The organism is Streptococcus pluranimalium (genome assembly GCF_047785745.1).
Lineage (GTDB): Bacteria > Bacillota > Bacilli > Lactobacillales > Streptococcaceae > Streptococcus > Streptococcus pluranimalium_B.
In genome coordinates this window covers 1-26,572 of sequence record NZ_JBLOJT010000016.1, presented here as the reverse complement: position 1 = coordinate 26,572, position 26,572 = coordinate 1, and the positions used below count along the sequence as shown (strand labels likewise).

Sequence of the window (26,572 nt, the reverse complement as noted above, 5' to 3'; positions counted from 1 at the left end):
CACTTAAAAAGGCTCCATAATCTCCATAGGGGATTTACCCACTACAGAAATTATAGAGCCTATAAAATAATGTCTTTACACAATAGTAAACAAGTTATTAAAACAGATGCTAGATCCTTTACTAGATTTGTCAAGATTGTTTATGGAGTTGTAAAGTTAATTCACTCGCTTGTTTTAAAATAATATCTTAATAGTTTTATTTATATGGCGTATGGAGATTTTTGCTAAATAAAAAGAGTGATTTTGGTCAGATATTTATGAATTTAAAAAGGTAATGTCATATTTGTCATATAACTTTCATTATTAAGTAATAAAAGAAGAGTATGATAAATAAGGATTACTTTAAGAAAGAGACATTTTACTATGAAACGACATTTAAACAAAAATAAATTAAAGAAAAAGACCTTATATTTATTATTACCGTTTTTAGCTTTCGGTGCTATTCTGGGAGCAACAGGGGTTTTCAGTTCCAACAGTTACTTTTCAAAAGCAGAATCCGAGGAAATTGAGATAAAACCAACACAAGAGACTAGCAGTCAAGCTTCTTCAAGTGAAGTTACAAAAACGTCAAGTACTTCGGAGTCATCTGCTAGTGAACCTACTGCATCTAGTTCAAATGAGGCTCCAACTACTAGTGAAGCTCCTGTCAGTGAGGTTGATGCTGTAGCAACACAAGAGGCGGCGGCAGTAGATGCAAATTCAGAACAATTAGTGGTATCTGAGGTAGCTTATAATGCACAAGTACCAGCGACACCTGTACAACAGACACATTATTATGCGGCGCCAACATCTAAAGGTGTTTTAGCTAATGGTAATACTGCTGGTAAGGATGGAGCTTATGCAGCAGCACAAATGGCGGCAGCCACAGGTGTAGATCAAGCAACATGGGAACACATTATAGCGCGTGAATCAAATGGTCAAGTTGGTGCTCGTAATGCTTCTGGCGCCTCAGGGCTTTTCCAAACTATGCCAGGTTGGGGTTCTACAGCTACTATCCAAGATCAGATTAATTCAGCTATTAATGCTTACAATGCTCAAGGCTTATCAGCTTGGGGTTATTAATATAAAAGAAGTTGACAGATTGTCAACTTCTTTTTGTATAGACGATTTGATCATTAAAAAGATTTCTTATGCTAAAATCTTCAAGGTTACCATTTTCAAATGATAGTGTTGCCAGAAAAGGCATGAGTTGCTTAATTGCTTGAAAGTTATCAAAAGCAAATTGATGATCATAATAATTGAGAATAGCAGAGATGGCTGTTCCGTGCGAAGAGATAATGATAGACGTTTCTTGTTCCTTTAGTATCTTTTGCAGTTGTTGGATATTTCGATCTTGTACTTCTTGGAGGCTCTCACCTTTTGCTAGTTTATAGTTAAAGTCTTGCCACTGACGCTGAGAAAAGGTATTGAAATCATCAATCCAAACATCATCAATTTTACGTTCTCTAAAGTTCTCTTTAATTTGGATGGGTAAGGTTTTTTCCTTGGCTAGTTCATCAATGGTTTGAAGGGCGCGCTTGAAGGGGCTAGAGTAAATCCTATCAATGGTAATATCCTTAAAGTAATCTAGTAAAAGTTGACAATCTTGTAAACCTTTAGCTGTCAGTTCTCTTTCACCATCATTATGATTGTTAACATTAGGTTCAGCATGTCGGATGAGATAGATGGTTTGTTTCATCTAGATACCTCCAAAGATTTCTTGAGCATAGCGTTTTCCGGTAGGTGTTGCAGCCAGTCCTCCTTCGGCAGTTTCTTTAAAGGCTGTAGGCATGGCCTTGCCGACTTGATACATAGCGTCAACAACCTCGTCAACTGGAATTTTTGATTCAATACCAGCTAGTGCCATATCAGCTGCGACTAGAGCAAAGCTCGCTCCCATGGCATTGCGCTTGACACAAGGAACTTCGACAAGACCAGCTACTGGATCACAAACAAGTCCAAGTAGATTTTTAATGACAAAGGCAAGAGCTTGACTAGCTTGATAAGCAGTTCCTCCTGCAGCTAAGGTGATAGCTGCTGCTCCCATAGCTGCTGCAGATCCGACTTCAGCTTGGCAGCCACCTTCTGCACCAGAGATCGAAGCATTGTTTCCTATAACAAGCCCAAAAGCACCTGCAGTAAAGAGGAAGTCGAGTTGTTGCTCATGGGTTAATTGTAGTTTATCAATGGCTGTTGAAATAATAGCAGGTAGGCAACCGGCACTACCTGCAGTCGGTGTAGCACAGACAAGCCCCATCTTGGCATTTTGTTCGTTGACGGCAATGGCATTCCGTGCAGCCGTTAGGATGGTTGATTCGGATAAGGTATTTCCTTTTTTGATATATTGATTTAATTTAAAAGCATCGCCACCTGTCAGACCACTAACAGATTTTTCCTTATTCAAACCATCTTTGACAGAAGCTAGCATGACTTCTAAATTACGAGACATAATATAGCGGATTTCGTCTTCTTGACGGCCAGTCAACTCTATTTCAGTGGCAATCATTAAGTCTGCTATGGAACCATTGTAATTTTCCTGCGCTTGCTGTACTAATTCTTCAATTGAGTAAAACATGATTTGCCTCCTTATCCAAAGTAATTGACATTGTAAAGATGTGGAATAGTTTCGATTGACTTGACAGCATCTTGACAATCTCGTGAATCAACTTCAATTATCATAATGGCCTTCTGCCCAGCTTTTTCACGGGTAACGTTCATCTGAGCAATATTGATATCATGATCAGATAAAATATCAGTGACTTTTGCAATCATACCAGGTACATCTTGATGAACAACGATAATGGTAGGGGTGTTCATCTGCAGGGTTACGGCAAAACCATTTAGTTCTGTTACTTGGATATTACCACCACCGATAGAAATACCAGTTAGGCTCATGCTATGGCCATTGGGATCTTTGACTTCGATTTTAACAGTATTGGGGTGGGGAGCGTCACCTTCTTTTAAAATTTCCCAGTAGATACGAATCCCCTTTTCATGAGCAATTTCTAGCGAATGCTTAATGTTAGGATTATCCGTATCCATACCCATAATCCCAGCTACAAGAGCACGGTCTGTTCCATGGCCACGGTAGGTTTTGGCGAACGAGTTAAAGAGGTGGAAGGTCACTTCCTTGGGTTCTTTGCCAAAAATAGAGTGAATGAGACGACCGATACGAACAGCACCAGCGGTATGGCTCGATGACGGACCAATCATGACTGGTCCAATAATATCGAAAACAGATTGAAATTTTAGAGGTTTCATACCAAGCTCCTAAGATTAAAGTTGTCTTTATTATAACAAATAAAGCACTTTAAAAATAGAGTATTGTCAATAAGTTGTTGCCTTTTGGAAATCTATCAAAATAGTGTTATAATGTAGTCTGCTTTCGGGCATTCAAAATCGACCTTCAAATCGACTTTTGATAAACGACGACCTTCAAATCGTACGTTAAAAAACTGAACATGCTCTAAAAACAGTAAGAAAACGATGGATTTTCTTGAATCTCATGATTCATCATCAATCTTCTATTTTATCTTTGTTTTTCACGAGCTTTGTATCTTAATTTGATGGGAGACTTATCATATGAATGATAATTCAAAGATTCGTGTCGTTGTCGGCATGAGTGGAGGAGTTGACTCCTCAGTAACAGCCCTAATGCTAAAAGAGCAGGGCTATGATGTTGTCGGTGTCTTCATGAAAAACTGGGATGATACTGACGAATTTGGTGTCTGTACAGCGACAGAAGACTATAAGGATGTGGCAGCTGTAGCGGATCAGATTGGGATTCCTTATTACTCGGTCAACTTTGAAAAAGAGTATTGGGATCGTGTTTTCGAGCATTTCTTATCGGAATATCGTGCGGGACGAACACCTAATCCAGACGTCATGTGTAATAAAGAGATTAAATTTAAGGCCTTCTTGGACTATGCCATGAGTCTAGGCGCTGATTATGTGGCAACTGGGCATTATGCACAGGTTGCGCGTGATGAAGATGGGACTGTTCATATGCTTCGTGGCGCTGATAATGGTAAGGATCAAACTTATTTCTTAAGTCAATTATCACAAGAACAATTGCAAAAGACCATGTTTCCACTTGGTCACCTGCAAAAATCAGAGGTACGTGAAATAGCAGAGCGTGCTGGGCTTGCAACAGCTAAGAAAAAAGATTCTACTGGAATCTGCTTTATTGGTGAGAAGAACTTTAAAGAGTTTCTTAGTCAATACCTTCCTGCTCAAAAGGGGCGTATGATGACAGTTGACGGTCGTGATATGGGCGAACATGCTGGACTTATGTACTATACCATTGGTCAACGTGGTGGTCTTGGTATTGGTGGTCAACAAGGTGGCGATAATGAGCCTTGGTTTGTTGTGGGTAAAGACTTGTCACAAAATATCCTCTATGTTGGACAAGGTTTCTACCATGAGTCTCTCATGTCAACCTCAATTGACGCTTCAACCATTCACTTTACACGTGACATGCCTGAAGACTTTACCTTAGAATGCACGGCAAAATTCCGTTACCGTCAACCAGATAGTAAAGTAACTGTCAAGGTTAAGGGTGACAAGGCAGAAGTTATCTTTGACGAGCCACAACGTGCCATCACACCAGGCCAAGCCGTTGTTTTCTATGATGGTGATGAGTGTCTTGGTGGTGGCATTATCGACCAGGCCTATAAAGATGGCGTTGCTTGTCAGTATATTTAAGTTGACTGAGGTGTAAAGATGGATTATTGTGTTTTTTGTGAATTTGAAACAGTTTTAACTGAGAATGATCTTGCAAAGGCTTTTTATGATAATAATCCGGTATCGGAAGGACATGTTTTGATTGTTCCTAAGCGCCATGTAGAAGACTATTTTGCTCTAACAACTGACGAGAAAATAGCGATTGATGATTTGTTATTGAAATGCAAAGTCGATTTAGATGATCGATACACGCCTGCAGGATATAATATTGGTATTAATTGCGGGAAAGATGCTGGTCAGACGATTTTTCACTGTCATGTTCACCTAATACCACGTTATATTGGTGATGTCGCCGATCCTACTGGTGGTGTTAGAGGAGTCATTCTAGAAAAGCAAAATTATAAATCTTGAATCCTTAGCTTTTATTTGATAAACTATCTTTAGTAATATCATGAAAGTCAAAGCTCATGGTCTTGCAGGTCTTTTTGGTCTGTAATGACGGGGGGTTTTGGCTGTTTTTGTGTTTCTACTCTCTTAAAAATCAAAAGGATACGTCGTTAACTAGTCTCTTTTTGACTTTTCTTGAGTAAAAATAACATTGGAGGAAAAGGGATGGATTTTCGTACTAAGGTTAATCACCATAGTTTTGGAGTTCGGGTATCAGCTTTGATGCTGAAAGAGGATAAGCTTTATTTAGCTAAATCACCAAAAGACGAGTATTATTTGCTAGGTGGTGCTATTCTTGTCAATGAGTTGACAGAAACTGCTATTAAACGTGAAATTTATGAAGAGCTTGGGATTCAGATTGAAGTTGGTCAATTAGCTTTTGTTGTTGAAAATCATTTTTCTTTAGAAAATACGGATTACCATCAAATAGAATTTCATTATGTTGTTACTCCGTTATCATCTCCCAATTCAAAGATGAAGGAGGGAGGGCAAATAAGACGATGTGAGTGGGTCTCTCTAAATGAACTTGATAATATAAATCTAAATCCCGCCTTCCTCAAAAAGGCTTTAATAAACTGGGATGGCCAGTTAAAACATATTGTAAATAAAGATGGAGAAGATTAAAGTGGAACATACTTTTAGTGAAACATTTGACGTCATTGTTGTTGGTGCTGGACATGCGGGTGTCGAAGCTGCTTTAGCGGCTAGCCGGATGGGGTCTAAAACCTTATTAGCGACCATTAACTTAGATATGCTAGCTTTCATGCCGTGTAACCCATCCATTGGCGGCTCTGCTAAGGGGATTGTCGTACGTGAAATCGACGCCCTTGGTGGTGAAATGGGTAAAAATATTGATAAAACTTATATCCAGATGAAGATGCTCAATACTGGTAAAGGTCCTGCGGTGCGTGCCCTTCGTGCCCAAGCAGATAAGCACCTTTATGCGGAAGAGATGAAAAAGACTGTTGAGCAAGAAAAGAATTTGACCTTACGTCAATCTATGATTGATGATGTTTTGGTAGAAGATGGACAAGTTGTCGGTGTCTTGACAGCTACTGGTCAAAAATATGGGGCTCGTGCAGTTGTGATCACAACAGGAACAGCCTTGCGTGGTGAAATTATCTTAGGTGAACTCAAGTATTCATCTGGACCAAATAACAGCTTGGCTTCAGTGACACTGGCTGACAACCTTGTCAAGCATGGTCTTGAAATTGGTCGCTTTAAAACAGGAACACCACCACGTGTCAAAGGGTCAACCATTGACTATTCCGTGACAGAAGTGCAACCTGGTGATACAAAGCCAAATCATTTTTCATTTATGTCTAAGGATGAAGACTATATTACTGATCAAGTTGACTGCTGGTTGACATACACTAATGCAGATAGTCATGATTTGATTAAGGAAAATCTTCACCGCGCTCCGATGTTCTCAGGTGTTGTCAAGGGGGTTGGTCCGCGTTATTGTCCATCGATTGAAGACAAGATTGTCCGTTTTGCGGATAAGGAACGCCATCAGCTTTTCCTTGAACCAGAAGGCCGTCATACTGATGAAGTTTACGTACAAGGATTGTCAACCTCTTTACCAGAGGATGTACAACGCGAGCTGATTCATTCGGTTAAGGGGTTGGAAAATGCCGAAATGATGCGTACGGGTTATGCCATAGAGTATGACATTGTCTTGCCACACCAACTGCGTGCAACCTTGGAAACTAAAGTGATTTCAGGTCTCTTTACTGCTGGTCAAACCAATGGAACATCTGGTTATGAAGAAGCTGCTGGACAAGGTATTATTGCTGGTATCAATGCAGCTCTTAAAGTCCAAGGTAAGCCAGAATTTATCTTAAAACGCTCTGATGCTTATATCGGTGTTATGATTGACGACCTTGTCACTAAAGGAACCTTAGAGCCATACCGTCTCTTAACGTCTCGTGCAGAATATCGTCTCATTCTTCGCCATGACAATGCGGATATGCGGTTGACACCACTCGGACGTCAAGTTGGTTTGGTTGATGATGAGCGCTGGAATGCCTTTGAAATCAAGAAGAATCAATTTGATAATGAGTTGACACGCCTTGACACTGTTAAATTGAAACCTGTCAAGGAAACCAATGAGCGCATTCAAGCTCTTGGCTTTAAACCATTGACAGATGCTATGACAGCTAAGGCTTTCATGCGCCGTCCGGAGATTGATTATAAGGTGGCGACAGACTTTGTAGGACCTGCAGCTGAGGACTTGGATAGTAAAGTAATTGAACTTTTGGAAACGGAAATCAAGTATGAAGGCTATATTAATAAAGCTCTTGATCAGGTTGACAAGATGAAACGTATGGAAGAAAAACGAATTCCAGCTAACATCGACTGGGATGCGATTGATTCTATTGCTACTGAAGCCCGTCAAAAGTTCAAGAAAATTAATCCAGAAACGATTGGTCAAGCTAGTCGTATCTCGGGGGTTAATCCAGCTGATATTTCGATTTTGATGGTTTATCTAGAAGGCAATAATAAGGCCCGTCGTAACCTCGATAAGTAATCAAACTGTAATCTTATATAGGTAAAAAGAGTCCTGATATTCAGGGCTTTTTGTGGTATAATATGACCTTAAGAGGTTATTAAATGAAAAGATTTCGTTTTGAAACCATTCATCTTGTGATGATTGGCATGATTGTATTTGGTCTCTTGGCCATCAGTTTGCGTCTAACACAGTCAGAAACTGGCCTATTGATTGCTATTTTTTTGGCGTGTTTATTTTTGACGGCATTACTTTATTTTCAGAAAGAAAGTTATCAGCTATCGGAAGATGAACAAATTGAACTATTAAATGATCAAACTGAGTCAAGCTTAAAAACCTTGCTAGATAAAATGCCAGTTGGAGTGATTAAGTTTGATCCCGAAGAAAGTTATATCGACTGGTATAATCCTTACTCTCAGTTGATTTTTAGTGATCCTGAGTCTGGAAAGTTTGATACTCAAATTGTTCAAGATCTTATTAATGCTCATAAAGAGGGGGCTCCAACGCGTAGTATTACTATTGGAGATGTACGTTATAATTCTTATATGGATTTAGAGGCAGGTGTTTTTTACTTCTTTGATGCGAGCCAAGAGATTGAAAGTAGTCAAAAGGCTCTTAAAAAACGTCCTGTTATTGGGATTATGTCTGTCGACAATTATGATGATTTCACAGATAACATGGCAGATGCTGATGTTTCAAGCATTAATAGTTTTGTAGCTAATTTTATTGCTAATTTTGCAGAAGAGCATGCTATTTTCTATCGTCGCGTTGCTATGGACCGTTTTTATTTCTTTACGGATTGTGGTACCCTCGAAAAATTAATTGATGATAAATTTGATATCCTAGATCGTTTTCGTCAAGAAGCTCAAGAGTATGACTTATCACTGACCTTGAGTATGGGGATTTCCTATGGTAGGGGTCACCATGATCAAATTGGTGTGATTGCTCAAGAAAATCTGAACATCGCTTTAGTTCGTGGTGGAGATCAAGCCGTTCTTAAAGAAAATGAAGAACATGCTGATTTGCTCTACTTTGGAGGGGGAACAGTTTCTACAGTTAAACGTTCTAGAACGCGAACGCGTGCGATGATGTCGGCTATATCAGATAAGATTAAGTCAGTTGATAAGGTATTTGTTGTAGGACATCGCCGTTTAGATATGGACGCTTTAGGTTCAGCTGTTGGGATGCAATTCTTCGCTAATCAATTAGTATCAGAATCTTATGTTGTCTACGATCCTAGTGATATGGGAATGGATATAGAAAGAGCCATTGAACGCCTGAAAGAAGATGACTCAACTGATCTTGTGACAATTTCAGAAGCTTTACAGATGGTTGATCATAGATCATTGTTAATCATGGTTGACCACTCTAAAACTAGTCTGACACTATCGAAAGAGTTGTTTGATGAGTTTCGTGAAACCATTGTGGTTGACCATCATCGTCGAGATGATGATTTCCCTGACAATGCTGTCTTGACCTTTATTGAGAGTGGTGCCAGCTCAGCAGCTGAATTGGTCACTGAATTGATTACTTTCCAAAATGCTAAGGATAACAAACTAAATAAGCTTCAGGCCAGCCTCTTAATGGCGGGTATTATGCTTGATACTAAGAATTTTTCAACACGCGTAACTAGTCGTACATTTGATGTAGCTAGCTATCTGAGAAGTTTGGGGAGTGACAGTGCTGAAATTCAATCGATCGCTGCGACTGATTTTGAAGAATATCGCCAAGTCAATGAATTAATTTTGAAGGCCAAATTGTATAAAGACCATATTATGATTGCTAGTGGTCCGGAAGATGTTTCTTATAATAATGTCATCGCAAGTAAGGCGGCTGATAGTCTTCTTAGAATGGCTAATGTTGAAGCTAGTTTTGTTATTTCTAAAAATCAAAAAGGTCAAACAACGATCTCAGCACGTAGTCGAAATCATATTAACGTTCAGCGTATTATGGAGAAATTGGGCGGCGGAGGTCATTTTAACCTCGCTGCTTGTCAATGTGACAATATTGCTGTGATTGACTTAGAAGCTAAATTATTAGATATTATTGATAAAGAAGTAGAGGAGGAGTAGAGGATGAGAGTTATTTTCTTACAAGATGTTAAAGGCAAGGGTAAAAAAGGAGAAGTTAAAGAAGTACCAACTGGGTATGCTCAAAACTTCTTATTGAAGAAAAATTTGGCTAAAGAAGCTACTAGTCAAGCTATTGGTGAGCTCAAAGGGAAACAAAAGTCTGAAGAAAAACACCAAGCTGAGATTTTAGCAGAGGCTAAAGCCACAAAAGTTGAACTTGAAAAAGAAGAAACACGTGTGCAATTTACCGAAAAAGTTGGTCCTGATGGTCGTACTTTCGGTTCTGTTACGGCTAAGAAAATTGCTGAAGAGTTGCAGAAACAATTTGGCATCAAAGTTGACAAACGACATATCGAGTTAGATCATCCGATTCGTGCGATTGGTTTGATTGAAGTACCTGTTAAATTACATAAAGAAGTAACTGCTGATATTAAATTGACTATTAAAGAGGCATAAATGGTCAGTAAGGCTTTATTCACATAAGATTGACAAGGAGGTGAGAAGATGGCGGACACACCAGAATTACGTGTACAGCCACAAGATTTGGTAGCCGAGCAGTCTGTTTTGGGATCCATCTTTATCTCACCAGACAAGCTGATAACGGTTCGCGAGTTTATAGAAGCAGATGACTTTTATAAGTATGCCCATAAGATTATTTTCAGGGCAATGATCACCCTAAGTGATCGTCATGATGCGATCGATGCGACAACAGTCAGAAATATTCTTGATAGTCAGGGAGACCTTCAAAATATAGGAGGACTCTCTTACATTGTAGAATTAGTTAATAGTGTTCCAACTAGTGCTAACGCAGATTACTACGCTAAAATTGTGGCTGAAAAAGCCATGTTGCGTAATATTATCAAGCGCTTAACAGATACTGTCAATGAAGCTTATGAAGGCTCTCTTGATTCAGAAGAAATCATTGCTGGTGCTGAAAAAGCCTTGATTGATATTAATGAACACAGTAATCGAAGTGGGTTCAGGACGATTGCTAGTGTACTTGATCAAAACTTTGAAAACCTTGAAATTCGTGCCCAGCAGACATCTGATGTCACAGGACTTCCAACAGGATTTAGAGATTTGGACCGTATTACAACTGGTTTACACCCAGACCAACTGATTATTTTAGCTGCTCGTCCTGCGGTCGGTAAGACTGCTTTTGTTCTTAACATCGCTCAAAATGTTGGAACAAAGCAAAATAAGGCTGTTGCCATTTTCTCTCTTGAGATGGGGGCAGAAAGTTTGGTTGACCGTATGCTAGCTGCAGAAGGGATGATTGATTCCCACTCTCTGCGTACGGGGCAACTGACCGAGCAAGACTGGACAAATGTGATGATTGCTCAAGGTGCTCTCGCTGAGGCACCCATTTACATTGATGATACACCAGGGATTAAGATTACCGAGATTCGAGCCCGTTCTCGTAAACTAGCCCAAGAAGTTGAGGGTGGTTTGGGATTGATTGTCATCGATTACTTGCAGTTGATTTCAGGAACCCGTCCTGAAAACCGTCAACAAGAGGTCTCAGAGATTTCACGTCAGTTGAAGATTCTGGCAAAGGAATTACGAGTTCCCGTGATTGCTCTTAGTCAGCTATCTCGTGGTGTTGAGCAACGTCAGGATAAGCGACCGGTTCTTTCGGATATTCGTGAATCAGGGTCTATTGAGCAGGATGCAGATATCGTTGCCTTTCTTTACCGTGATGATTATTACCGTAAAGAAGGTGAGGAAGCAGAGGAAGCCATCGAGGATAATACTGTTGAGGTTATCCTTGAGAAAAACCGTGCTGGTGCGCGTGGAACCGTGAAGTTGATGTTCCAGAAAGAATATAATAAGTTTTCAAGTATAGCTCAGTTTGAAGAGTTTTAAATGTGATAGGTATATTGACAAACTTGTAAAGTAGTTTGTCTAAGAGATAGGAGAATTCGTATGAGTGATGCATTTGCTGATGTAGCCAAAATGAAGAAAATTAAAGATGATGTTAAAAACCATGAAGGACAGTTGGTTGAATTAACTTTAGAGAATGGTCGTAAGCGTGAAAAAACCAAAACAGGCCGCTTGATTGAAGTATATCAATCATTATTTATCGTTGAATACAACGAACAATCAGATGAACCAGGAGCTATCAACAATTCTTACGTTGAATCTTACACTTACTCTGATATTTTGACAGAAAAAACCTTGATTCGTTATTTTGACGAAGAAGAAACAACTGAATAGCATTAGAACCTGTACTGACCCCAAAAAGTTGGACAACTAATTATTGCAAGGATTTAGTTCTGTATTGCACAGGGCTAAGTCCTTTTAAATTTGTTTTGATTCGTTTGTTGTTGTAGTCAAAAATGTAATCTGTAATAGCTTGTTCAAGTTCATCTAATGATTGATATAACCTTTCAAATCCGTAGAACATCTCAGATTTAAGAATGCCAAAAAATGATTCCATCATACCATTGTCTGGGCTATTCCCTTTTCTAGACATAGAGGGCTGAATTCCCTTAGAATCAAGGAAACGATGATAACTATCATGTTGATATTGCCAGCCTTGATCACTGTGAAGGATAGTGGCTTTATAAGACTCATCTGGAAATGCTTTTTCAAGCATAGTCTGAACCTGCTTCAAGTTCGGTGAACGTGACAAGGTAAAGGCAATAATTTCACTATTGTAGCCGTCAAGAACAGGTGACAAATAGAGTTTCCCCTCAGTGTTCGGTAAAGTAAATTCCGTCACATCCGTATAACATTTCTCGTACGGTTTAGAGCCCTTAAATTGACGTTGAATCAGGTTATCAGCTTTCTTACCAACTTCACCCATGTAAGAGGAGTATTTACGTTTTCTACGAATACGAGCCGCTAAGCCCATCACTTTCATCAAACGTTGGACCTTCTTGTGGTTAATCATAAATCCACGATTTCGTCATTCTAAGTGAATACGACGATAACCATAATTCCCGTTATGTTCGTCATAAATGGACTTTATTTCAGCTTTGAGTGCCTTGTCCTTCTCCCCTTTATTCAATTGTTTTAATTGATAGTAGTAAGTTGAACGACTTAAGTCTAAGATTTCGAGTAACATTGCTAAAGGGAACTTGTTGATTAACTCTTGAACGATTGTTGTTGCTCTTTGAGCTTTGCTTCGTCCTTCAATTGGTATTCTCGCAACTTTTTTAGCACAGCATTCTCCGCTCTAAGATATTCCAATTCTCTTTGAAGACGCTCTAATTCTGTCATCTCTTCTGGTTTCTTTTTCGGTTTACGTCCCATTTTTGATGGTCTCCCTCGTTGTTTCTCAACAATAGTATAACCGTTTTTCGTGTATTGTGCTATCCAGTTTGGAAGCATTCCTCGATTAGGGAGTCCATAATCGAGAGAAACTGACAATTGAGAATACCCTTCAAGAAGAACCTTATCGATAATTTCTTGCTTTAATTCAGGAGAATAGTATCTATTTTTACTTTTCTTAACAATCTCTAAGCCATATCGATTCATGAGTCTAACCATATATTTTATATTAGAGATATTAACATCATATAGTTTTCCAATCTTTGCCCATGTCATCCCTTGTTTTTTCAAATGATAAATTGTTAATTTATCTTCATAACTTAATTTCATACAAAAAGCACCCCAATTGTTAGATTTTGTGTCTAACTTTTGGGGTGCAGTTCAACCTCACTCAGAGGTTTTTTTGTTTACACAAAAGTTGACGATTGGGTAAAGAAAGTTGACAATAGGTTGATTTTTTCTAATGGAATAATGACTCTCGTTTCCTCTCTTTTTATCATATTCCTGTAAAAGAGAGGAGAATTTTAGTAAGATTTATGTAAAGGAGGGATGATATTGGATAAAGAAACGATTCTAGCCATAAACTTAAAAAGATACCGTCAAGACCAGGGATTGACACAAGCAGAATTAGCAGAGCAGTTAGATGTTTCTGATAAGACGATTTCAAAATGGGAAAATGGAGACACTTATCCCAGTAAACGGAATATGATGAGGATTAGTGACCAACTAGGAGTCAGCATCGAGTCCTTACTGATTGAAAGTTCACAAAAAGAAAGTAGAGGATTACGTGTAGGAAATTATACGATTGATTACATATACTTAATAGTTATGGTTCCTTTCATCATAATGGCTATACAGACCCAGAATTATGTATTTTTCTCGAGTGTTATCGTGTTATTTATTATTGGAGCAAAGAGACAATAGGATTACTTACCATTTAAAATTATTACTTTACTTTCAAGTACAGAAATGCTACAATACTCTTTGTGTGAAATAATGGCAGTTCAATATGAAGCTCGTCAACAGATACCTTGAAATACAAGTAACCTTGGCTGTTTAGGCGAAGGGCATCTGCACGAATCAGGATTGAACAAACTTATTTCCTCAAATATGAAGGTAGCTCTGCTATTTTCAAAAACAAAAGAGGAGGACATTTTAATGTCACGTTATACAGGACCATCATGGAAACAAGCCCGTCGTCTTGGCTTGTCACTTACAGGAACAGGTAAAGAGCTTGCTCGCCGTAACTACGTTCCAGGACAACATGGACCAAACAACCGTTCAAAACTTTCTGAGTACGGTTTGCAATTGGCTGAAAAACAAAAATTGCGTTTCACTTACGGAATGGGTGAAAAACAATTCCGTAACTTGTTCGTACAAGCTACAAAAATCAAAGGCGGAATCCTTGGTTACAACTTCATGCTTCTTCTTGAGCGTCGTCTTGACAACGTTGTTTACCGTTTAGGTCTTGCAACGACTCGTCGTCAAGCTCGTCAATTCGTAAACCACGGTCATATCCTTGTTGACGGAAAACGCGTTGATATCCCATCATACCGTGTTGAAGTTGGTCAAGTGATCTCAGTTCGCGAAAAATCAGCTAAAGTTCCAGCTATTCTTGAAGCAGTTGAAGCTACAGTTGGACGTCCAGCATTCGTATCATTTGATGCTGAAAAACTTGAAGGGTCATTGTCACGCCTTCCAGAACGTGATGAAATCCACCCAGAAATCAACGAAGCACTTATCGTTGAATTCTACAACAAAATGCTTTAATTTTTACATTTATTGCAAAGAAAGCCCGTTACGACGGGCTTTTTCTTTTGCTCAAAATGTTATTTTGGAGTTTCATGCGTTTACAGTGACTTATTACTAGTTCAAAAATGAGACAGCTTTTGGTCATTAACTTTCAAGGATTCAAATTTACCAGAAAATAAACATTTAATAGGGATTCAGTATTGTTTTTTCTGAAAAAACTTTCACAAAATATTGACAGCGTTTCCTTTTTGAGTTAAAATGTTTGTGAAATAAATTTCAAGGAGTTGGATATGAAAAAGAATTGGTTAAAGATTATAGCTTGCTTTGTAGCAATCTTTGTCTTGGTAGCTTGTGGTAAGTCTTCAGATACTTCAAAAGAGACAAAATCATCATCTTCCTCAAAAGAAGAAGCTGTTTCAGGTGCTTCACAAAAAACCTATACAGACCCCTCAAAAGTAAAAGATAGCTATGATGTTGTCGTTGTTGGTTCTGGTGGTGCTGGTATGGCAGCTGCCCTCTCAGCTCAAGAAGCTGGTGCAGATGTTGCTATTTTTGAAAAAATGCCTATCATCGGTGGTAACACCAATAAATCATCTGGTGGTATGAATGCTTCAGAAACAAAATTCCAAAAAGAACAAAGGATTGATGATACTAATGATTTGTTCTACCAGGAAACCCTAAAAGGTGGTAAAGGTACGAACAATTCAGAATTACTTCGTTACATGGTAGATAACTCTGCAGAAGCAATTGACTGGTTAGATGGCATGGGAATCACTTTGAGTGACGTGACATTTTCTGGCGGATTCTCTAAAGAGCGTATTCACCGTCCAGCAGATGGTTCAGCTGTAGGTGGTTACTTGGTAGATGGTCTTTACAATAACTTGAAAGAGAAAAAAGTTCCTATCTTTGTGAACGCAGATGTTACAGAACTTACCGACAAAGATGGTGCTGTCACTGGTGTTAAGGTTAAAATGGCTAAAAAAACAAAAACAATTTCAGCGAAAGCCGTTGTTGACACTGCTGGTGGTTTCGGTTCTAATATGGAAATGATTACTGAATACAAACCAGAATTGAAAAATTATGTTACAACCAACCATAAAGGTGCATCTGGTGCTGGTATTGCCCTTGCTGAGAAGCTCGGTGCAGAAACTGTTCAAATGGATCAAATCCAAATTCACCCAACTGTCTATCAAGAAAAAGGTAAAGATCCTTTCCTAGTATCAGAAGCTATCCGTGGTGAGGGCGCTGTTCTTATCAATGCAGAAGGTAAACGTTTCTACAATGAAATGGAAACACGTGATAATGTTTCTGCAGCAATTAACAAGCTTCCAGAACGCTCAGCATACGTTGTCTTTGACCAACAACTTCGTGAACATTCAAAATCAATTGATACTTACGAAGAAAAAGGTATGGTGATTAAAGCTGATTCTATTGAAGATTTGGCTAAGAAAATGGACGTTTCAGCAGAAAACATGACAGCAACAATTGATGCTTGGAACAAATCAGTTGCCGCTAAGAATGATTCAGAATTTGGTCGTGCAACAGGTATGGATCGTGACATTTCAAAAGGACCTTTCTATGCGATTAAGATTGCACCAGGTATCCACCACACAATGGGTGGTCTTAAAATCAATACAAACACAGAAGTATTGAAAAAAGATGGATCAGCTATTCCAGGTCTATTTGCTGCAGGTGAAGTAACTGGTGGCATACACGGAAGCAACCGTATCGGTGGTAATGCCGTTGCTGATATCGTTGTCTTTGGTCGTCAAGCAGGTACAAAAGCTGCTGAGTTTGCTAAATAAGCCCCTATTAAAAAGCTTTGAGTAGGTATTTCCTACATCAAGGCTTTTTTCGTTCTAGAATAAAAAATAACACTAGGCTACTTATCAATAGATTTTGTCTCATCATGAATAGTAACCTAGTATTATATGAGTTTTCTTATTTTCGTCCATCGTTTGTTTTGAGGCCGCCTTGGAAGTCAGCTTCCACATTATCGATATAATCACGGTAGTAGTTGAGGAGATCTGTTTTTAACTGCTGATAATCCTCTTCACTGTAGTCCTTTTCTTCAAAGAAAGCATTGAATTTAGGCATTTTTAATTCTTCACGTAGGCGTTTAATAACAGCATCTTTCTTCATAAGTGTCTTCTTTCGTTTTTATTTTATTGTACCACAAAATTGTGAATGAGTTAACATAATTTGCAGTAAAAGTAAGTGCTATTTATTGTTACTTTTGATATGATAATGAGGTTGAAGTTAGTCTAAATAAGATGCTAACTTAGAATGAGGAAATAATGTCAATTATGACACTTATTTTAGCTACTTTAGTGGCTTTGGAACACTTTTACATCATGTATTTAGAGACTTTTGCGACTCAGTCGGAGACGACAGGCCGCGTCTTTAACATGTCTTTCGAGGAGCGCTCACGTGACTCTGTTAGTAAATTATTCAAGAACCAAGGGATTTACAATGGCTTGATTGCTATTTTTCTCCTGTTTGGGATTTTGATGGGGAATCAGACGCTAGTAGTTGTTTTCTTGCTTAATGTGGTTCTTGCCGCAACTTATGGAGCTTTAACTGCTGATAAGAAAATCATTCTAACGCAGGGCGGGTTAGCTATTTTAGCCCTGATAACCTTACTATTTTAACTAGCAATAGTCTAGACAAAACTCAAAAGTTGTCTTTATAGTTGAAAATGAAACAATATAAAATGGCTTAGGATGGTGTTGTCACGAAAACATTAATTCTAAGCCATTTTATGTTTTATGATTTTTTGGTCAGATTATTTAATATGGCACTAGTCAATCGAAACAGGTCCTTCTTGGTTATCAATGGTTAAGGTCGCCTTATTATCTTTGACCTGTTTATTGAAAGTGAGATTTTCTTGATTGTCATCCGAAGTTACCTTATCTGGTCCAGCAATCATATCAGATACCTCGAGATCGTCATTTGTTACCTTGATGTTAAAGTTAGTACTTGTACGTGTTTTATCATCTAATTGAATAGTTATATGACTATAATGACTAGTGATTTCAACTAGATTTTTGAGAATTAGTTGCTTAGCAGTAATGGCATTGCTGTCGCCGGTTAGAGAGACGTTATCGAGTTCCGTGTCTGTAAAAGTGAAGGAACCATTTTCAATAGCAACTAACGTGTTTTGAAGCTGACTTTTATCGATGTCTAGGATGGTAGCGTCTCCCTCAAGTTCACTATCTTGAATGGTTGAATGGGTCAATGAAAGGTAATCCGAATCTTTTAGTTTTAACTGACTGATATTACTGTTATCCAAATAAAGAGATGAAGCAGAGAGGTCGGCTTTTGAAATGCTTGTGTCGTCAGTGTAGATAGATTCAGAAGTTAGATTGACCTCTTTAACTGAGAAATTATAGAGATGGGCTGAGCCTGAAACGTAGCCTTTGATACTATCGAATTTAGCATCCTTAGGAACTGACAGTACTACGTCGTGGCTGTCTTTATCTTTGTTATTGAGGTAATACCCTAAAGCTGAAAGTGGTCCGGTCACTATATTACCTTTTTCAAGCTCCTTTAGAGAGAGTTTATCACCATCTTGTTGGGTGGATAATTCTCCTAGGACCTTGTCATCAGAGTAGTAGCTTAAGTGCCATTTGTCATCTTTAGACGGTTCAATAACGAGATCACGGGTGTTTAAATTGAGATCCAACTGTTTAAATGAGCTTAACTCTTTTTGAATTTTTTGGGCAGCTGTCGCTTCTTTGATATCTTTTAACCCACCGTTTTTATCTCCCCAGAGAATCGCAACTATCCCAAATCCAATACAAAAGAGGGAAAGAATGAAAAGAAATTTAGTTGATTTTTTCATGATGCCTGTCCTTTCTTAGTGAGACGACTGATAATAGCTAGTAGGATACGGGTCATTGCTTTTGCTAATGCCATAAAGAAAAGCCAAAGTAATATGCCAATCCCTAAGATTAATAATCCTGTTCCTAATCCTAGCGCTGCAGCGGCTAACGAGTGTGGAACGAGTGTGAAACTTTCCCAAATAAGAACGGCTAGAACAGCGATACCTGCTACTAAGAGGGCGAGAGCTGTGACGACAAAAGCAAATATAATGGCAATAGCAGCAATGATAAGCCCGACAACCAGCAAGATAATAGGAAGTGCCAAAGGTGCAGCAAAAAGTGCTAGGAGCGCAATCCAGAGGGTTTTAGCGCGTGATTTTTGGCTATCGTCTTCCTGATTTTCTTTTTTATCCCAGAGTGCATTGAGAATATCTTGGGCAGCTTCCTTAGGTTTTCCCAATTCTGCCATAACACGGTCTTCATTTTCAGGACCAGCTTCATCGAAGTATTCGGTGAAGTAGTCCATAGCTTCTTGGTAATCTTCCTCTGGTAAACGGTGCAGGTATTTATCCAGCTGCTTTAAATATTCAGTCCTTGTCATGTCTTAAACTCCCTTCCACAATCCCATCTAGGGTATCCTTATAACTTTGCCATTGCGTTTTTAAATCGTTTAGGTGATTTCTTCCGTCTTCTGTTAAGGCGTAATACTTGCGTTTCCGTCCTTGGTGTTCCTGACTATAATGAGAGACGTAGCCTGCTTGTCCTAACTTTTTTAGAATAGGATAAAGAGTTGACTCCTTGATCGTTGCTGCTAATTTAATCGTCTGGCTAATTTCGTAGCCGTAGGAATCTTCCTTTTCAAGAATGGCTAAAATCAAAAATTCAATCAGGGTTGATGATACTGGAAAGTACATGTCATCAGCTCCTTTTTTTGTAAAATTTTTATATATAATTATTTTATACATTGATTATAAACCTGTCTTTTCCATATGTCAATATTTTATATATAAAAAAATAATATATTATTATAAAGCATTTTCACAAAGCTTGTTTCTTTCACTTATCAATTATGTTAAACTAGAGTTATTGAAAGCGTTTTGTTTGTTTCAATGGATGAAATGGATTAGTTAAGATTAGAAAGAGGTAGGTATGATTAGGATTTCAAAACTCTCCAAGAGTTATGATAAGCATGAGGTGCTAAAGAGCATGTCATTTGAAGTACCGTCTGGCAGTATTTGTGGTCTAGTCGGAAAAAATGGTGCGGGTAAGACAACACTTTTTCACTCCATTTTAAATTTTGTGGCCTACGATGGTGAGATAGAGTTAGATGGGAAGCCTTTAACTACAAAGACGAATGCACGTATCGGCTATCTTCCTGAGGAACGAAGTCTCATGCCCAAGCTGACCGTGTTTGATCAGGTTCGTTATTTGGCTAGTCTTAAAGGCATGTCCCGTAAAGAAGTCAGAGAAAAACTTCCTCTTTGGATGGAGAAGTTAGACGTTAAGGGAAAAGTAACAGATAAAATCAAGAGTCTCTCTAAAGGTAACCAACAAAAAATTCAGCTGATGATCACTTTGATTCATGAGCCGGATTTGATTATTTTAGATGAGCCTTTCTCAGGTCTTGACCCTGTTAATACAGCTCTTTTAAAAGAGATTATTTTAGCTGAGAAAGACCGCGGAGCAACGATCATCTTTTCAGACCATGTCATGACTAACGTTGAGGAGCTGTGTGATTCCTTGGTGATGATTAGCGATGGCAATGTCGTGCTTAACGGTAGTATTCAAGAGATTCGTGAGTCATTTGGTCGTACCCGTCTCTTTGTTTCAAATGATGTACCAAGAGAACGTCTGGAGAATCTTGAGCATGTTATTTCTATTAGTCAGACGAAACAAGGCAACTGGCGTTTGGTCTTAGATGATGCGGCTGCTGGTCCTATGTTGTTTAAGGCTATTAGTGGAGGGCACTATGTATCGACATTTGACCAACAAGCGCCAACTATTGATGAGATCTTTAAAATGAAATCGGGGGTAGAATTATGAAACAACTGTTATTAGTTGCCAAAGAAACCTATCTTAGACAGGTCAAGTCTTGGGCCTTTCTCCTCATGATCCTGTCCCCTTTTATCTTTCTTGCTTTTTCAATGGGTATTGGGTATTTGACGGGGTCTGCAGTGGCTAGTTCGGATAAAGTAGCTGTCGTTTTGGAAGATCATTCGATGAAGAAAGCTTTCACAGAGATTGATGGAACGACTTTCAAGTATAAGACAGAAAAAGCTGCTAAAAAAGCGCTCAAAGCTGAGGATATATCGGGCTATCTCCTTGTTGCATCCGCAGATAAACAGCTAGAAGCGACCTACTATAGCGATGCTAGTTTGGCTGAACAGACTAAAAGGGAGTTTCTCCAAGTATTAGGGAGCTTACAAAGCCAACTTAACATGGTAGAAGCTCAGTTAAGCCCACAACAAGTGGAAACCTTAGCACAGGAGCCTAGTTTTAAAGAGGATATTAAAGAAAAGGGAGACTTGCAAAAAGCAGGTAAATACATTACCTTCTTTGGTCTGACCTTCATTATGTATTTCATTATCTTGACTTACGCAGGTTCAACAGCTCAAGAGATTGCTAGTGAAAAGGGAACAAAAATTATGGAAGTCATTTTTTCAAGTGTTCCGGCAAATCTCTATTTCTATGGTCGTATTTTAGGGATTTTTGGGGTTATTACCACACATTTAGGTATTTATGCTCTGGGGGGGTTCTTGGCCTATAAGCTTATGCCTCAATTTGCTTTTAGTAAAGATATGGTAGACAGTATTAAGCCTATGGTGGACACCGTCATTGATAATTTAGATTGGACCATGCTCTTTTTTGCCATCTTTGGGATCTTGCTTTACGTTGTCCTGGCAGCGCTTTGTGGTTCCTTAGTGGTACGTGTGGAAGATGTCAACAAAGCAGTTCAACCGGTTATGTATCTTGTCATTGTTGGTTTTGTTGGTGCTATTACCCTTGGTCAGCAAGGTCAGGATAATCTAATTTTAGAAATTGGTTCTTACGTGCCCTTTATTTCTTCCTTCTTTATGCCGATTCGATTGATCAATAGTTACGCTACTATGACAGAAACTCTGATTTCTTTGAGTATTTTAGCAGCAACAACAATTATCTGTATCTTATATATCGGTAAATCCTATTCAGGCTTGATTTTGCAGACAGATGATGTCGGTCTTTTCAAGAGTCTTAAGCGTGGCTTGAATCATAAATAAAACGAGAGTGAGCTGGGAAGCCAGTTCACTTTTTAATATCATCTGTATAAAGAGTATGTTGATGATATTAAGGATTTAAAGACATGAAAAAAGGTTTAACATCAAGGGTTATGCAACCAGATGTTAAACCTTTTGTCTTGATATGCGTTTTTCATTTTTTAATCAATGTCGCATTCTTTTATGATTTCTGTAAAGCGATGGGTGAACATGGCAGTTAATCCCCAAAGTGTTTCGGGACCGTGCTCGTAAAAAGGAATGTTATCAGTACGTGATTTGAAACGATAGTCTTTCCCGTTTTTATGCAAACGATCAACAGGAAAATCTTCCCCAGGCTTCATTTTGGCTCGTAATTTATAGTAAGTCGGTGGTGTTTCCATGAGGGAACTTAGAGGAATCGTAAAAACCTTAGCGACTTCATCATCGTTAGGGCAAATAGCTGAGAGACAGTTGATGTTAATTTCTCCCACAAAACAATGGATGGTTCGGTGATGTTGAACAAGATAATCAATCTCTCCGAGGATTGTGATAGCTTTCTTGGGAAGATTTAATTCTTCCTGTGTTTCTCGAATAGCAGCCGCTTCTGGGCATTCACCATCTTCGATACGTCCGCCGGGAAAGGCTACTTCTCCAGGTTGCGAAATCTTTTCGCTACGGACTTCGTAAAGCACATGAAACTCGTCATCAATGCGCATTAAAGGGAGGAGTACAGCATAGGCTCTATCTTGTCCAAGAGGCCTTGGGTGATATGATTTTAGTGTTTTTTCGATTGATGATAGCATTACTTCCCTCCTTACCTCTATTTTAACTCAGTCTCGAAGGGAAAGCAAATAATACTAATTAGTAACATAAAAGAAATTGACTCTCTTACGGAATTTTGTTAAAATATATCTACAAATGTAAACAAAAAGAGAGGGCATTGCCATGATACATTTTCTTATCATAATACTTAGTTTAGCCATGATAGCCTTTATTATCTGGTGGTTCTTTGGAAAACATGAGGTCTCTCAACAAGAAGCCGTGGTCCGTGGTAACCATCAAGAAATTCAAGTGTCAGTAGATGGTGGTTATACTCCACAGACAATTGTTTTGAAAAAGGGGATTCCAGCGACTTTGGTCTTTCATCGTAAGGATCCATCATCCTGTTTGGACCAAGTGGTCTTTTCAGATTTTGGTATCCATGAGGATCTACCGATGAAGAAGGATTTTCCGATTACGATTACCCCAGCTGAGGCAGGAGAATTCGGATTTGCTTGTGGCATGAACATGATTCACGGCAAATTAATTGTCAAATAGAAACGAGGGTTTAGGATGTTTTTTAAAAAGAAAAATGAGGGCAAAGCTACTCAAAAAGGTGATGTTCAAGAAGTGCGCGTGCTTGTGGATGGTGGGTATAAACCAGAAAGCATTGTTTTAAAAAAAGGCGTCCCCGCTTATATCATTTTCGACCGTCAAACAGATTCTGCTTGCTTTGATCAAGTGGTTTTCCCTGACTTTGATATCAAGGCTGACCTTCCTGTCAAAGAAGATTTCGTTATTGAAGTGACGCCAAATGAAAAAGGTGAATTTGGCTTTGCCTGCGGCATGGACATGTATCACGGAAAACTCATTGTAAAATAGAAAGGAGTTTTTGATGACGATTAGAACTCGCTTCTGGATAGCTTTTATCTGCTCAATCCCCATGGTTTTTCTCATGATTGCCATGTTTACTCATATCATCGACCATAAGATTATCGAGTGGGGAACTTTCTTCTTTACAACGATTATCATGGTCTTCTCAGGTTTGCCATTTCTGAAAAGTGCCTGGGCTTCTTTTAAAAATCACAATGCCAACATGGATACTCTGGTAGCGCTGGGGACTTCGGTAGCCTATCTTTACAGCGTCTACGCTATTTTTAAGGGATTACCGGTCTATTTTGAAAGTGCTGGATTTATCATCATGTTCATTCTTTTAGGACAGGTTTTCGAGGAGCGGATGCGGAAAAATGCTTCTCAGGCAGTGGAGAAATTGCTTGATTTGCAGGCAAAGTCAGCTAGTGTCCTCAGAAATGGTGACTTTGTAGAGATTGCTCTGGAAGACATCCTCATCGATGACCTGATTAAAGTTAAACCTGGTGAGAAGATTGCTGTTGACGGAGTCATCACAGATGGTAAAACCAGCATTGATGAGTCCATGGTGACTGGTGAAAGTATGCCCGTCAGCAAGACTGTCGGAGACACGGTTATCGGGTCAACCATCAACGCCAATGGAACCATCACTTTTAAGGCCACTAAGGTTGGTAAAGATACTATGCTGGCTCAGATTGTGGATTTTGTTAAAAAAGCTCAATCTAGTCACGCCCCTATTCAAGATGTGACAGATAAGATTTCAGGGATTTTTGTTCCTGTTGTCGTTATTTTAGCCATTTTAACCTTTATGGTTTGGTATAGTTTCTTAGGTGCTGGTAGTACTCAGGCCATGATATATGCGGTATCTGTCTTGATTATTGCCTGTCCATGTGCGCTAGGATTGGCAACGCCAACGGCTCTCATGGTTGGTACTGGACGAAGTGCTAAGATGGGTGTCTTAATTAAAAATGGTACTGTCTTACAAGAATTGCAAAATATCGACACCGTGGTTTTGGATAAAACAGGAACCATTACCCTCGGTAAGCCTCGTGTGACGGATGTGGTTGGTGATCAAGAAGAGGTCCTAAGGATTGCGACAGCTCTGGAAGCGTCATCAGAACATCCTCTCGCAACAGCCATTATGGCTTATGCTGACGATAAGGGGATTAAAACGGGTGTTGTAGAGGATTTCCAGGCTGTAGAAGGGCAAGGCGTCACCGGACGTTATCAAGGGCAATCAGTCTTCTTGGGAAATCGTCGTTTGCAAGAAGGTAGAATCTTCCCAGACTCTCTAGAAGAGCAAATGAAAGAACTGCAAAACCAAGCTAAAACTGTGGTTATATTAGCTAAAGAATCAGAAGTAATTGGCTTAATTGCCATTCAGGATGTGCCTAAAGAAACCTCACAACAAGCTATTAGAGCCTTGGAAGCTAGGGGTCTTAAGACAGTCATGTTGACAGGTGATAATGAGCGTGTGGCGCACGCTATTGCTGAGGAAGTCGGTATCAACCAAGTTATTTCAGATGTCTTGCCACAAGATAAGGCGGACCAGATCAAAGCGCTTCAAAAAGAAGGTAAAGTAGCTTTTGTTGGTGACGGCATCAACGATGCCCCAGCACTTAGCCTCGCTGATGTTGGCATCGCTATGGGGGCAGGTACGGATATTGCCATCGAATCGGGCGGCGTTGTCTTGATTCAAAATGACTTGCTAGGTGTTGTGAGAGCTTATGATATGAGTAAGAAGACTTTTAAACGGATTCTCCTCAATCTTTTCTGGGCTTCTATCTATAATCTAATTGGTATCCCAATCGCTGCTGGACTTTTTGTAGCCTTTGGCTTAACCCTTAACCCTGAATTAGCTGGATTGGCAATGGCGATGAGTTCCTTGTCAGTGTTGATCAGTTCACTTCTATTGAACAAATCTAAGTTGCCGAATTATTAATTTAGGTTTTTATATAAAAGGCATAATAATCTCATTTAAACGATATTATAATATTTTTTTAAAGCAATTCTTATAATAAACCTCTTTTTCTTGGAAATAGGGTATAATAGAGAAAAAGTTGAGAGGATTTGAATATGAAGGTATTATTAAAATTAGGAATTAGCTTATCATGTGTGCTGCTATTAAGTGCTTGTCAAACTAATCCCGAATCGTCTAAGCAGTCAACTAAGAAAGAGTCGAATGCTAGTAAGACTCTCAAACGATCTAAGAAAACGACTCAGTCATCCAAAAAAACAGTGACAAAATCGACATCTGATCAATCTGGTTCTACAGAACCATCAAGGTCACAGTCAGAGAAAAATGATTTAAAAGATTATGAGGCTCTATATGCAGATACACTCTCTAAAATTGCTTCAGACGTTAATAATGTCAGTCATTATGCCTTTTATGATATTGATAAGAATGGCAGCAAGGAGTTGTTTACAGGGACAGATGTTGGCAACGGTATTCATCCGATAGCTCTTTATTACCTCAAAAATAACGTTTCTACCTATTTAGCACATTCAGAAGTTGCTTCAGGTGGTGGTTATCGTTCTAGTTTTGAAGTTAATGCAGATGGAACGGTTACTCGCCTTGAATGGACATCTCATCAGGGAAAAGGGAGTTTGCAAAAGATACGCCTAAATCCTGATAATAGTGGTTTTACCACAGTCGAGGAAAAAGCGATTATCATGGGTTCAGAAGAGCAGCAAGCAAGTATGGCTGAAAACCCTCTAGACCTATCAGGTTTAAACTGGCAGGTATTGGGCAAAGAAAATGTAGCCACCTCCGAAACAACAATCCCTGATTCTAGTTCGACGAGCTATACTTTTGAACACTTAGTTGGTACTTGGAAAAATGCCAAGGGTGATGACATTACTATTTCAGCTGATAAAACGGTAACGATGAATGGTTCCCAAGGACAGGCAGGTGATCTTTCAAATACTAACAATCAATGGGGAACAGGTGTACAGCCTATTGGTAGCCCTTCAGGTGGGTATGGTATTCGCTACCTACCAGTAGGTGATATTGCCTCAAATAAAGATCAGTCAGATAAGAGCAAAGAACGCCTTTTGGTTGGCCAGTATGATAATAGTGGTAATACGAACGAGTATTTCTATCGCGTAGACTGAAAACAGAGAAAAAAGAAAAAGCCTAGAAACATTGATTTCATAGGCTTTTCTTAT

Annotated in this window: 27 protein-coding genes and 1 pseudogene; 19 read left to right on the top strand and 9 right to left on the bottom strand. The window is 39.0% G+C overall.

Annotated elements, in window-relative coordinates; translation table 11 throughout:
* Window positions 1-363 precede the first annotated feature (363 nt).
* Window positions 364-1,062: a transglycosylase gene (locus ACMZ6U_RS03705; RefSeq protein ID WP_416106359.1), complete on the top strand. Its 699-nt coding sequence runs from the start codon at window positions 364-366 to the stop codon at window positions 1,060-1,062.
* Between the two features lie 22 nt (window positions 1,063-1,084).
* Here ACMZ6U_RS03705 and ACMZ6U_RS03700 read toward each other — a convergent pair whose 3' ends face one another.
* From ACMZ6U_RS03700 to sdaAB, 3 genes are read right to left on the bottom strand one after another with little or no spacing between them, the layout of a single operon-like run.
* On the bottom strand, window positions 1,085-1,678 hold the full coding sequence (locus ACMZ6U_RS03700; RefSeq protein ID WP_416106358.1) for a histidine phosphatase family protein: 594 nt from the start codon (window positions 1,676-1,678) through the stop codon (window positions 1,085-1,087).
* On the bottom strand, window positions 1,679-2,554 hold the full coding sequence (gene sdaAA, locus ACMZ6U_RS03695; protein ID WP_416106356.1) for an L-serine ammonia-lyase, iron-sulfur-dependent, subunit alpha: 876 nt from the start codon (window positions 2,552-2,554) through the stop codon (window positions 1,679-1,681).
* Between the two features lie 11 nt (window positions 2,555-2,565).
* Window positions 2,566-3,240 (bottom strand): L-serine ammonia-lyase, iron-sulfur-dependent subunit beta, encoded by a 675-nt coding sequence (sdaAB, locus tag ACMZ6U_RS03690; protein ID WP_416106354.1) that lies wholly within the window; start codon window positions 3,238-3,240, stop codon window positions 2,566-2,568.
* A gap of 321 nt (window positions 3,241-3,561) precedes the next feature.
* Here sdaAB and mnmA point away from each other — a divergent pair, with 321 nt between their 5' ends.
* The 8 genes from mnmA (at window position 3,562) to ACMZ6U_RS03650 (ending at window position 11,907) form a co-directional block, all read left to right on the top strand.
* Complete coding sequence (mnmA, locus tag ACMZ6U_RS03685; RefSeq protein WP_416106352.1) at window positions 3,562-4,683, top strand: tRNA 2-thiouridine(34) synthase MnmA; 1,122 nt, start codon at window positions 3,562-3,564, stop codon at window positions 4,681-4,683.
* A gap of 18 nt (window positions 4,684-4,701) precedes the next feature.
* Window positions 4,702-5,073, top strand: coding sequence for an HIT family protein (locus ACMZ6U_RS03680; RefSeq protein ID WP_416106350.1), 372 nt, complete (start codon window positions 4,702-4,704; stop codon window positions 5,071-5,073).
* A gap of 201 nt (window positions 5,074-5,274) precedes the next feature.
* On the top strand, window positions 5,275-5,733 hold the full coding sequence (locus ACMZ6U_RS03675) for an NUDIX hydrolase (protein WP_416106348.1): 459 nt from the start codon (window positions 5,275-5,277) through the stop codon (window positions 5,731-5,733).
* A 1-nt stretch (window position 5,734) separates the two neighbouring features.
* Window positions 5,735-7,639 carry a tRNA uridine-5-carboxymethylaminomethyl(34) synthesis enzyme MnmG gene (gene mnmG / locus ACMZ6U_RS03670; RefSeq protein WP_416106346.1) on the top strand — a complete coding sequence of 635 codons (1,905 nt, stop codon included), beginning with the start codon at window positions 5,735-5,737 and terminating at the stop codon, window positions 7,637-7,639.
* Window positions 7,640-7,722: 83 nt separating this feature from the next.
* A complete protein-coding gene (locus ACMZ6U_RS03665; protein WP_416106344.1) occupies window positions 7,723-9,690 on the top strand; it encodes a DHH family phosphoesterase in 1,968 nt (655 codons plus the stop codon).
* A 3-nt stretch (window positions 9,691-9,693) separates the two neighbouring features.
* Entirely contained in the window at window positions 9,694-10,146 is a 453-nt protein-coding gene (gene rplI / locus ACMZ6U_RS03660) for a 50S ribosomal protein L9 (RefSeq protein WP_416106342.1), read from the top strand.
* 48 nt (window positions 10,147-10,194) lie between these two features.
* Window positions 10,195-11,556 (top strand): replicative DNA helicase, encoded by a 1,362-nt coding sequence (dnaB, locus tag ACMZ6U_RS03655; RefSeq protein WP_416106340.1) that lies wholly within the window; start codon window positions 10,195-10,197, stop codon window positions 11,554-11,556.
* A gap of 60 nt (window positions 11,557-11,616) precedes the next feature.
* Window positions 11,617-11,907, top strand: a complete 291-nt coding sequence (locus ACMZ6U_RS03650; protein ID WP_416106339.1) for a Veg family protein — start codon at window positions 11,617-11,619, stop codon at window positions 11,905-11,907.
* Window positions 11,908-11,947: 40 nt separating this feature from the next.
* Here ACMZ6U_RS03650 and ACMZ6U_RS03645 read toward each other — a convergent pair.
* Window positions 11,948-13,296 (bottom strand): annotated as a pseudogene (locus ACMZ6U_RS03645) (IS3 family transposase).
* A 219-nt stretch (window positions 13,297-13,515) separates the two neighbouring features.
* Between ACMZ6U_RS03645 and ACMZ6U_RS03640 the strand changes: the two are divergent.
* From ACMZ6U_RS03640 to ACMZ6U_RS03630, 3 genes are all read left to right on the top strand, one after another.
* Window positions 13,516-13,890 carry a helix-turn-helix domain-containing protein gene (locus tag ACMZ6U_RS03640; RefSeq protein ID WP_416106337.1) on the top strand — a complete coding sequence of 125 codons (375 nt, stop codon included), beginning with the start codon at window positions 13,516-13,518 and terminating at the stop codon, window positions 13,888-13,890.
* A 234-nt stretch (window positions 13,891-14,124) separates the two neighbouring features.
* Complete coding sequence (gene rpsD, locus ACMZ6U_RS03635; protein ID WP_160545103.1) at window positions 14,125-14,736, top strand: 30S ribosomal protein S4; 612 nt, start codon at window positions 14,125-14,127, stop codon at window positions 14,734-14,736.
* A gap of 272 nt (window positions 14,737-15,008) precedes the next feature.
* Window positions 15,009-16,523, top strand: a complete 1,515-nt coding sequence (locus ACMZ6U_RS03630; protein ID WP_416106335.1) for a flavocytochrome c — start codon at window positions 15,009-15,011, stop codon at window positions 16,521-16,523.
* Between the two features lie 136 nt (window positions 16,524-16,659).
* Here ACMZ6U_RS03630 and ACMZ6U_RS03625 read toward each other — a convergent pair whose 3' ends face one another.
* The gene (locus tag ACMZ6U_RS03625) at window positions 16,660-16,860 is read right to left on the bottom strand and encodes a hypothetical protein (RefSeq protein ID WP_416106334.1); all 201 of its coding nucleotides are present in this window, start codon (window positions 16,858-16,860) and stop codon (window positions 16,660-16,662) included.
* 155 nt (window positions 16,861-17,015) lie between these two features.
* On the opposite strand from ACMZ6U_RS03625, the gene ACMZ6U_RS03620 reads away from it, so the two are divergent.
* Window positions 17,016-17,369, top strand: coding sequence for a DUF1304 domain-containing protein (locus ACMZ6U_RS03620; RefSeq protein ID WP_416106332.1), 354 nt, complete (start codon window positions 17,016-17,018; stop codon window positions 17,367-17,369).
* Between the two features lie 149 nt (window positions 17,370-17,518).
* Here the strand turns inward: ACMZ6U_RS03620 and ACMZ6U_RS03615 are convergent, their stop codons facing one another.
* From ACMZ6U_RS03615 to ACMZ6U_RS03605, 3 genes are read right to left on the bottom strand one after another with little or no spacing between them, the layout of a single operon-like run.
* On the bottom strand, window positions 17,519-18,562 hold the full coding sequence (locus ACMZ6U_RS03615; protein WP_416106330.1) for a DUF4097 family beta strand repeat-containing protein: 1,044 nt from the start codon (window positions 18,560-18,562) through the stop codon (window positions 17,519-17,521).
* Window positions 18,559-19,143, bottom strand: coding sequence for a DUF1700 domain-containing protein (locus ACMZ6U_RS03610; protein ID WP_416106328.1), 585 nt, complete (start codon window positions 19,141-19,143; stop codon window positions 18,559-18,561). The genes ACMZ6U_RS03615 and ACMZ6U_RS03610 overlap by 4 nt, the downstream gene beginning before the upstream one ends.
* On the bottom strand, window positions 19,130-19,456 hold the full coding sequence (locus ACMZ6U_RS03605) for a PadR family transcriptional regulator (RefSeq protein WP_104968743.1): 327 nt from the start codon (window positions 19,454-19,456) through the stop codon (window positions 19,130-19,132). The genes ACMZ6U_RS03610 and ACMZ6U_RS03605 overlap by 14 nt, the downstream gene beginning before the upstream one ends.
* 235 nt (window positions 19,457-19,691) lie before the next feature.
* Here ACMZ6U_RS03605 and ACMZ6U_RS03600 point away from each other — a divergent pair, with 235 nt between their 5' ends.
* A complete protein-coding gene (locus ACMZ6U_RS03600; protein WP_416106326.1) occupies window positions 19,692-20,585 on the top strand; it encodes an ABC transporter ATP-binding protein in 894 nt (297 codons plus the stop codon).
* Window positions 20,582-21,799, top strand: a complete 1,218-nt coding sequence (locus ACMZ6U_RS03595) for an ABC transporter permease (protein ID WP_416106324.1) — start codon at window positions 20,582-20,584, stop codon at window positions 21,797-21,799. The genes ACMZ6U_RS03600 and ACMZ6U_RS03595 overlap by 4 nt, the downstream gene beginning before the upstream one ends.
* Before the next feature lie 158 nt (window positions 21,800-21,957).
* On the opposite strand, the gene ACMZ6U_RS03590 is transcribed toward ACMZ6U_RS03595, so the two are convergent.
* Window positions 21,958-22,578, bottom strand: a complete 621-nt coding sequence (locus ACMZ6U_RS03590; RefSeq protein ID WP_416106323.1) for an NUDIX hydrolase — start codon at window positions 22,576-22,578, stop codon at window positions 21,958-21,960.
* Between the two features lie 142 nt (window positions 22,579-22,720).
* Here ACMZ6U_RS03590 and ACMZ6U_RS03585 point away from each other — a divergent pair, with 142 nt between their 5' ends.
* The 4 genes from ACMZ6U_RS03585 (at window position 22,721) to ACMZ6U_RS03570 (ending at window position 26,518) form a co-directional block, all read left to right on the top strand.
* Entirely contained in the window at window positions 22,721-23,092 is a 372-nt protein-coding gene (locus ACMZ6U_RS03585; RefSeq protein ID WP_416106321.1) for a cupredoxin domain-containing protein, read from the top strand.
* Window positions 23,093-23,107: 15 nt separating this feature from the next.
* Window positions 23,108-23,416: a cupredoxin domain-containing protein gene (locus ACMZ6U_RS03580; protein WP_416106319.1), complete on the top strand. Its 309-nt coding sequence runs from the start codon at window positions 23,108-23,110 to the stop codon at window positions 23,414-23,416.
* A gap of 13 nt (window positions 23,417-23,429) precedes the next feature.
* Window positions 23,430-25,346 carry a copper-translocating P-type ATPase gene (locus tag ACMZ6U_RS03575; RefSeq protein ID WP_416106317.1) on the top strand — a complete coding sequence of 639 codons (1,917 nt, stop codon included), beginning with the start codon at window positions 23,430-23,432 and terminating at the stop codon, window positions 25,344-25,346.
* 134 nt (window positions 25,347-25,480) lie between these two features.
* The gene (locus ACMZ6U_RS03570; RefSeq protein WP_416106315.1) at window positions 25,481-26,518 is read left to right on the top strand and encodes a hypothetical protein; all 1,038 of its coding nucleotides are present in this window, start codon (window positions 25,481-25,483) and stop codon (window positions 26,516-26,518) included.
* Window positions 26,519-26,572 lie beyond the last annotated feature (54 nt).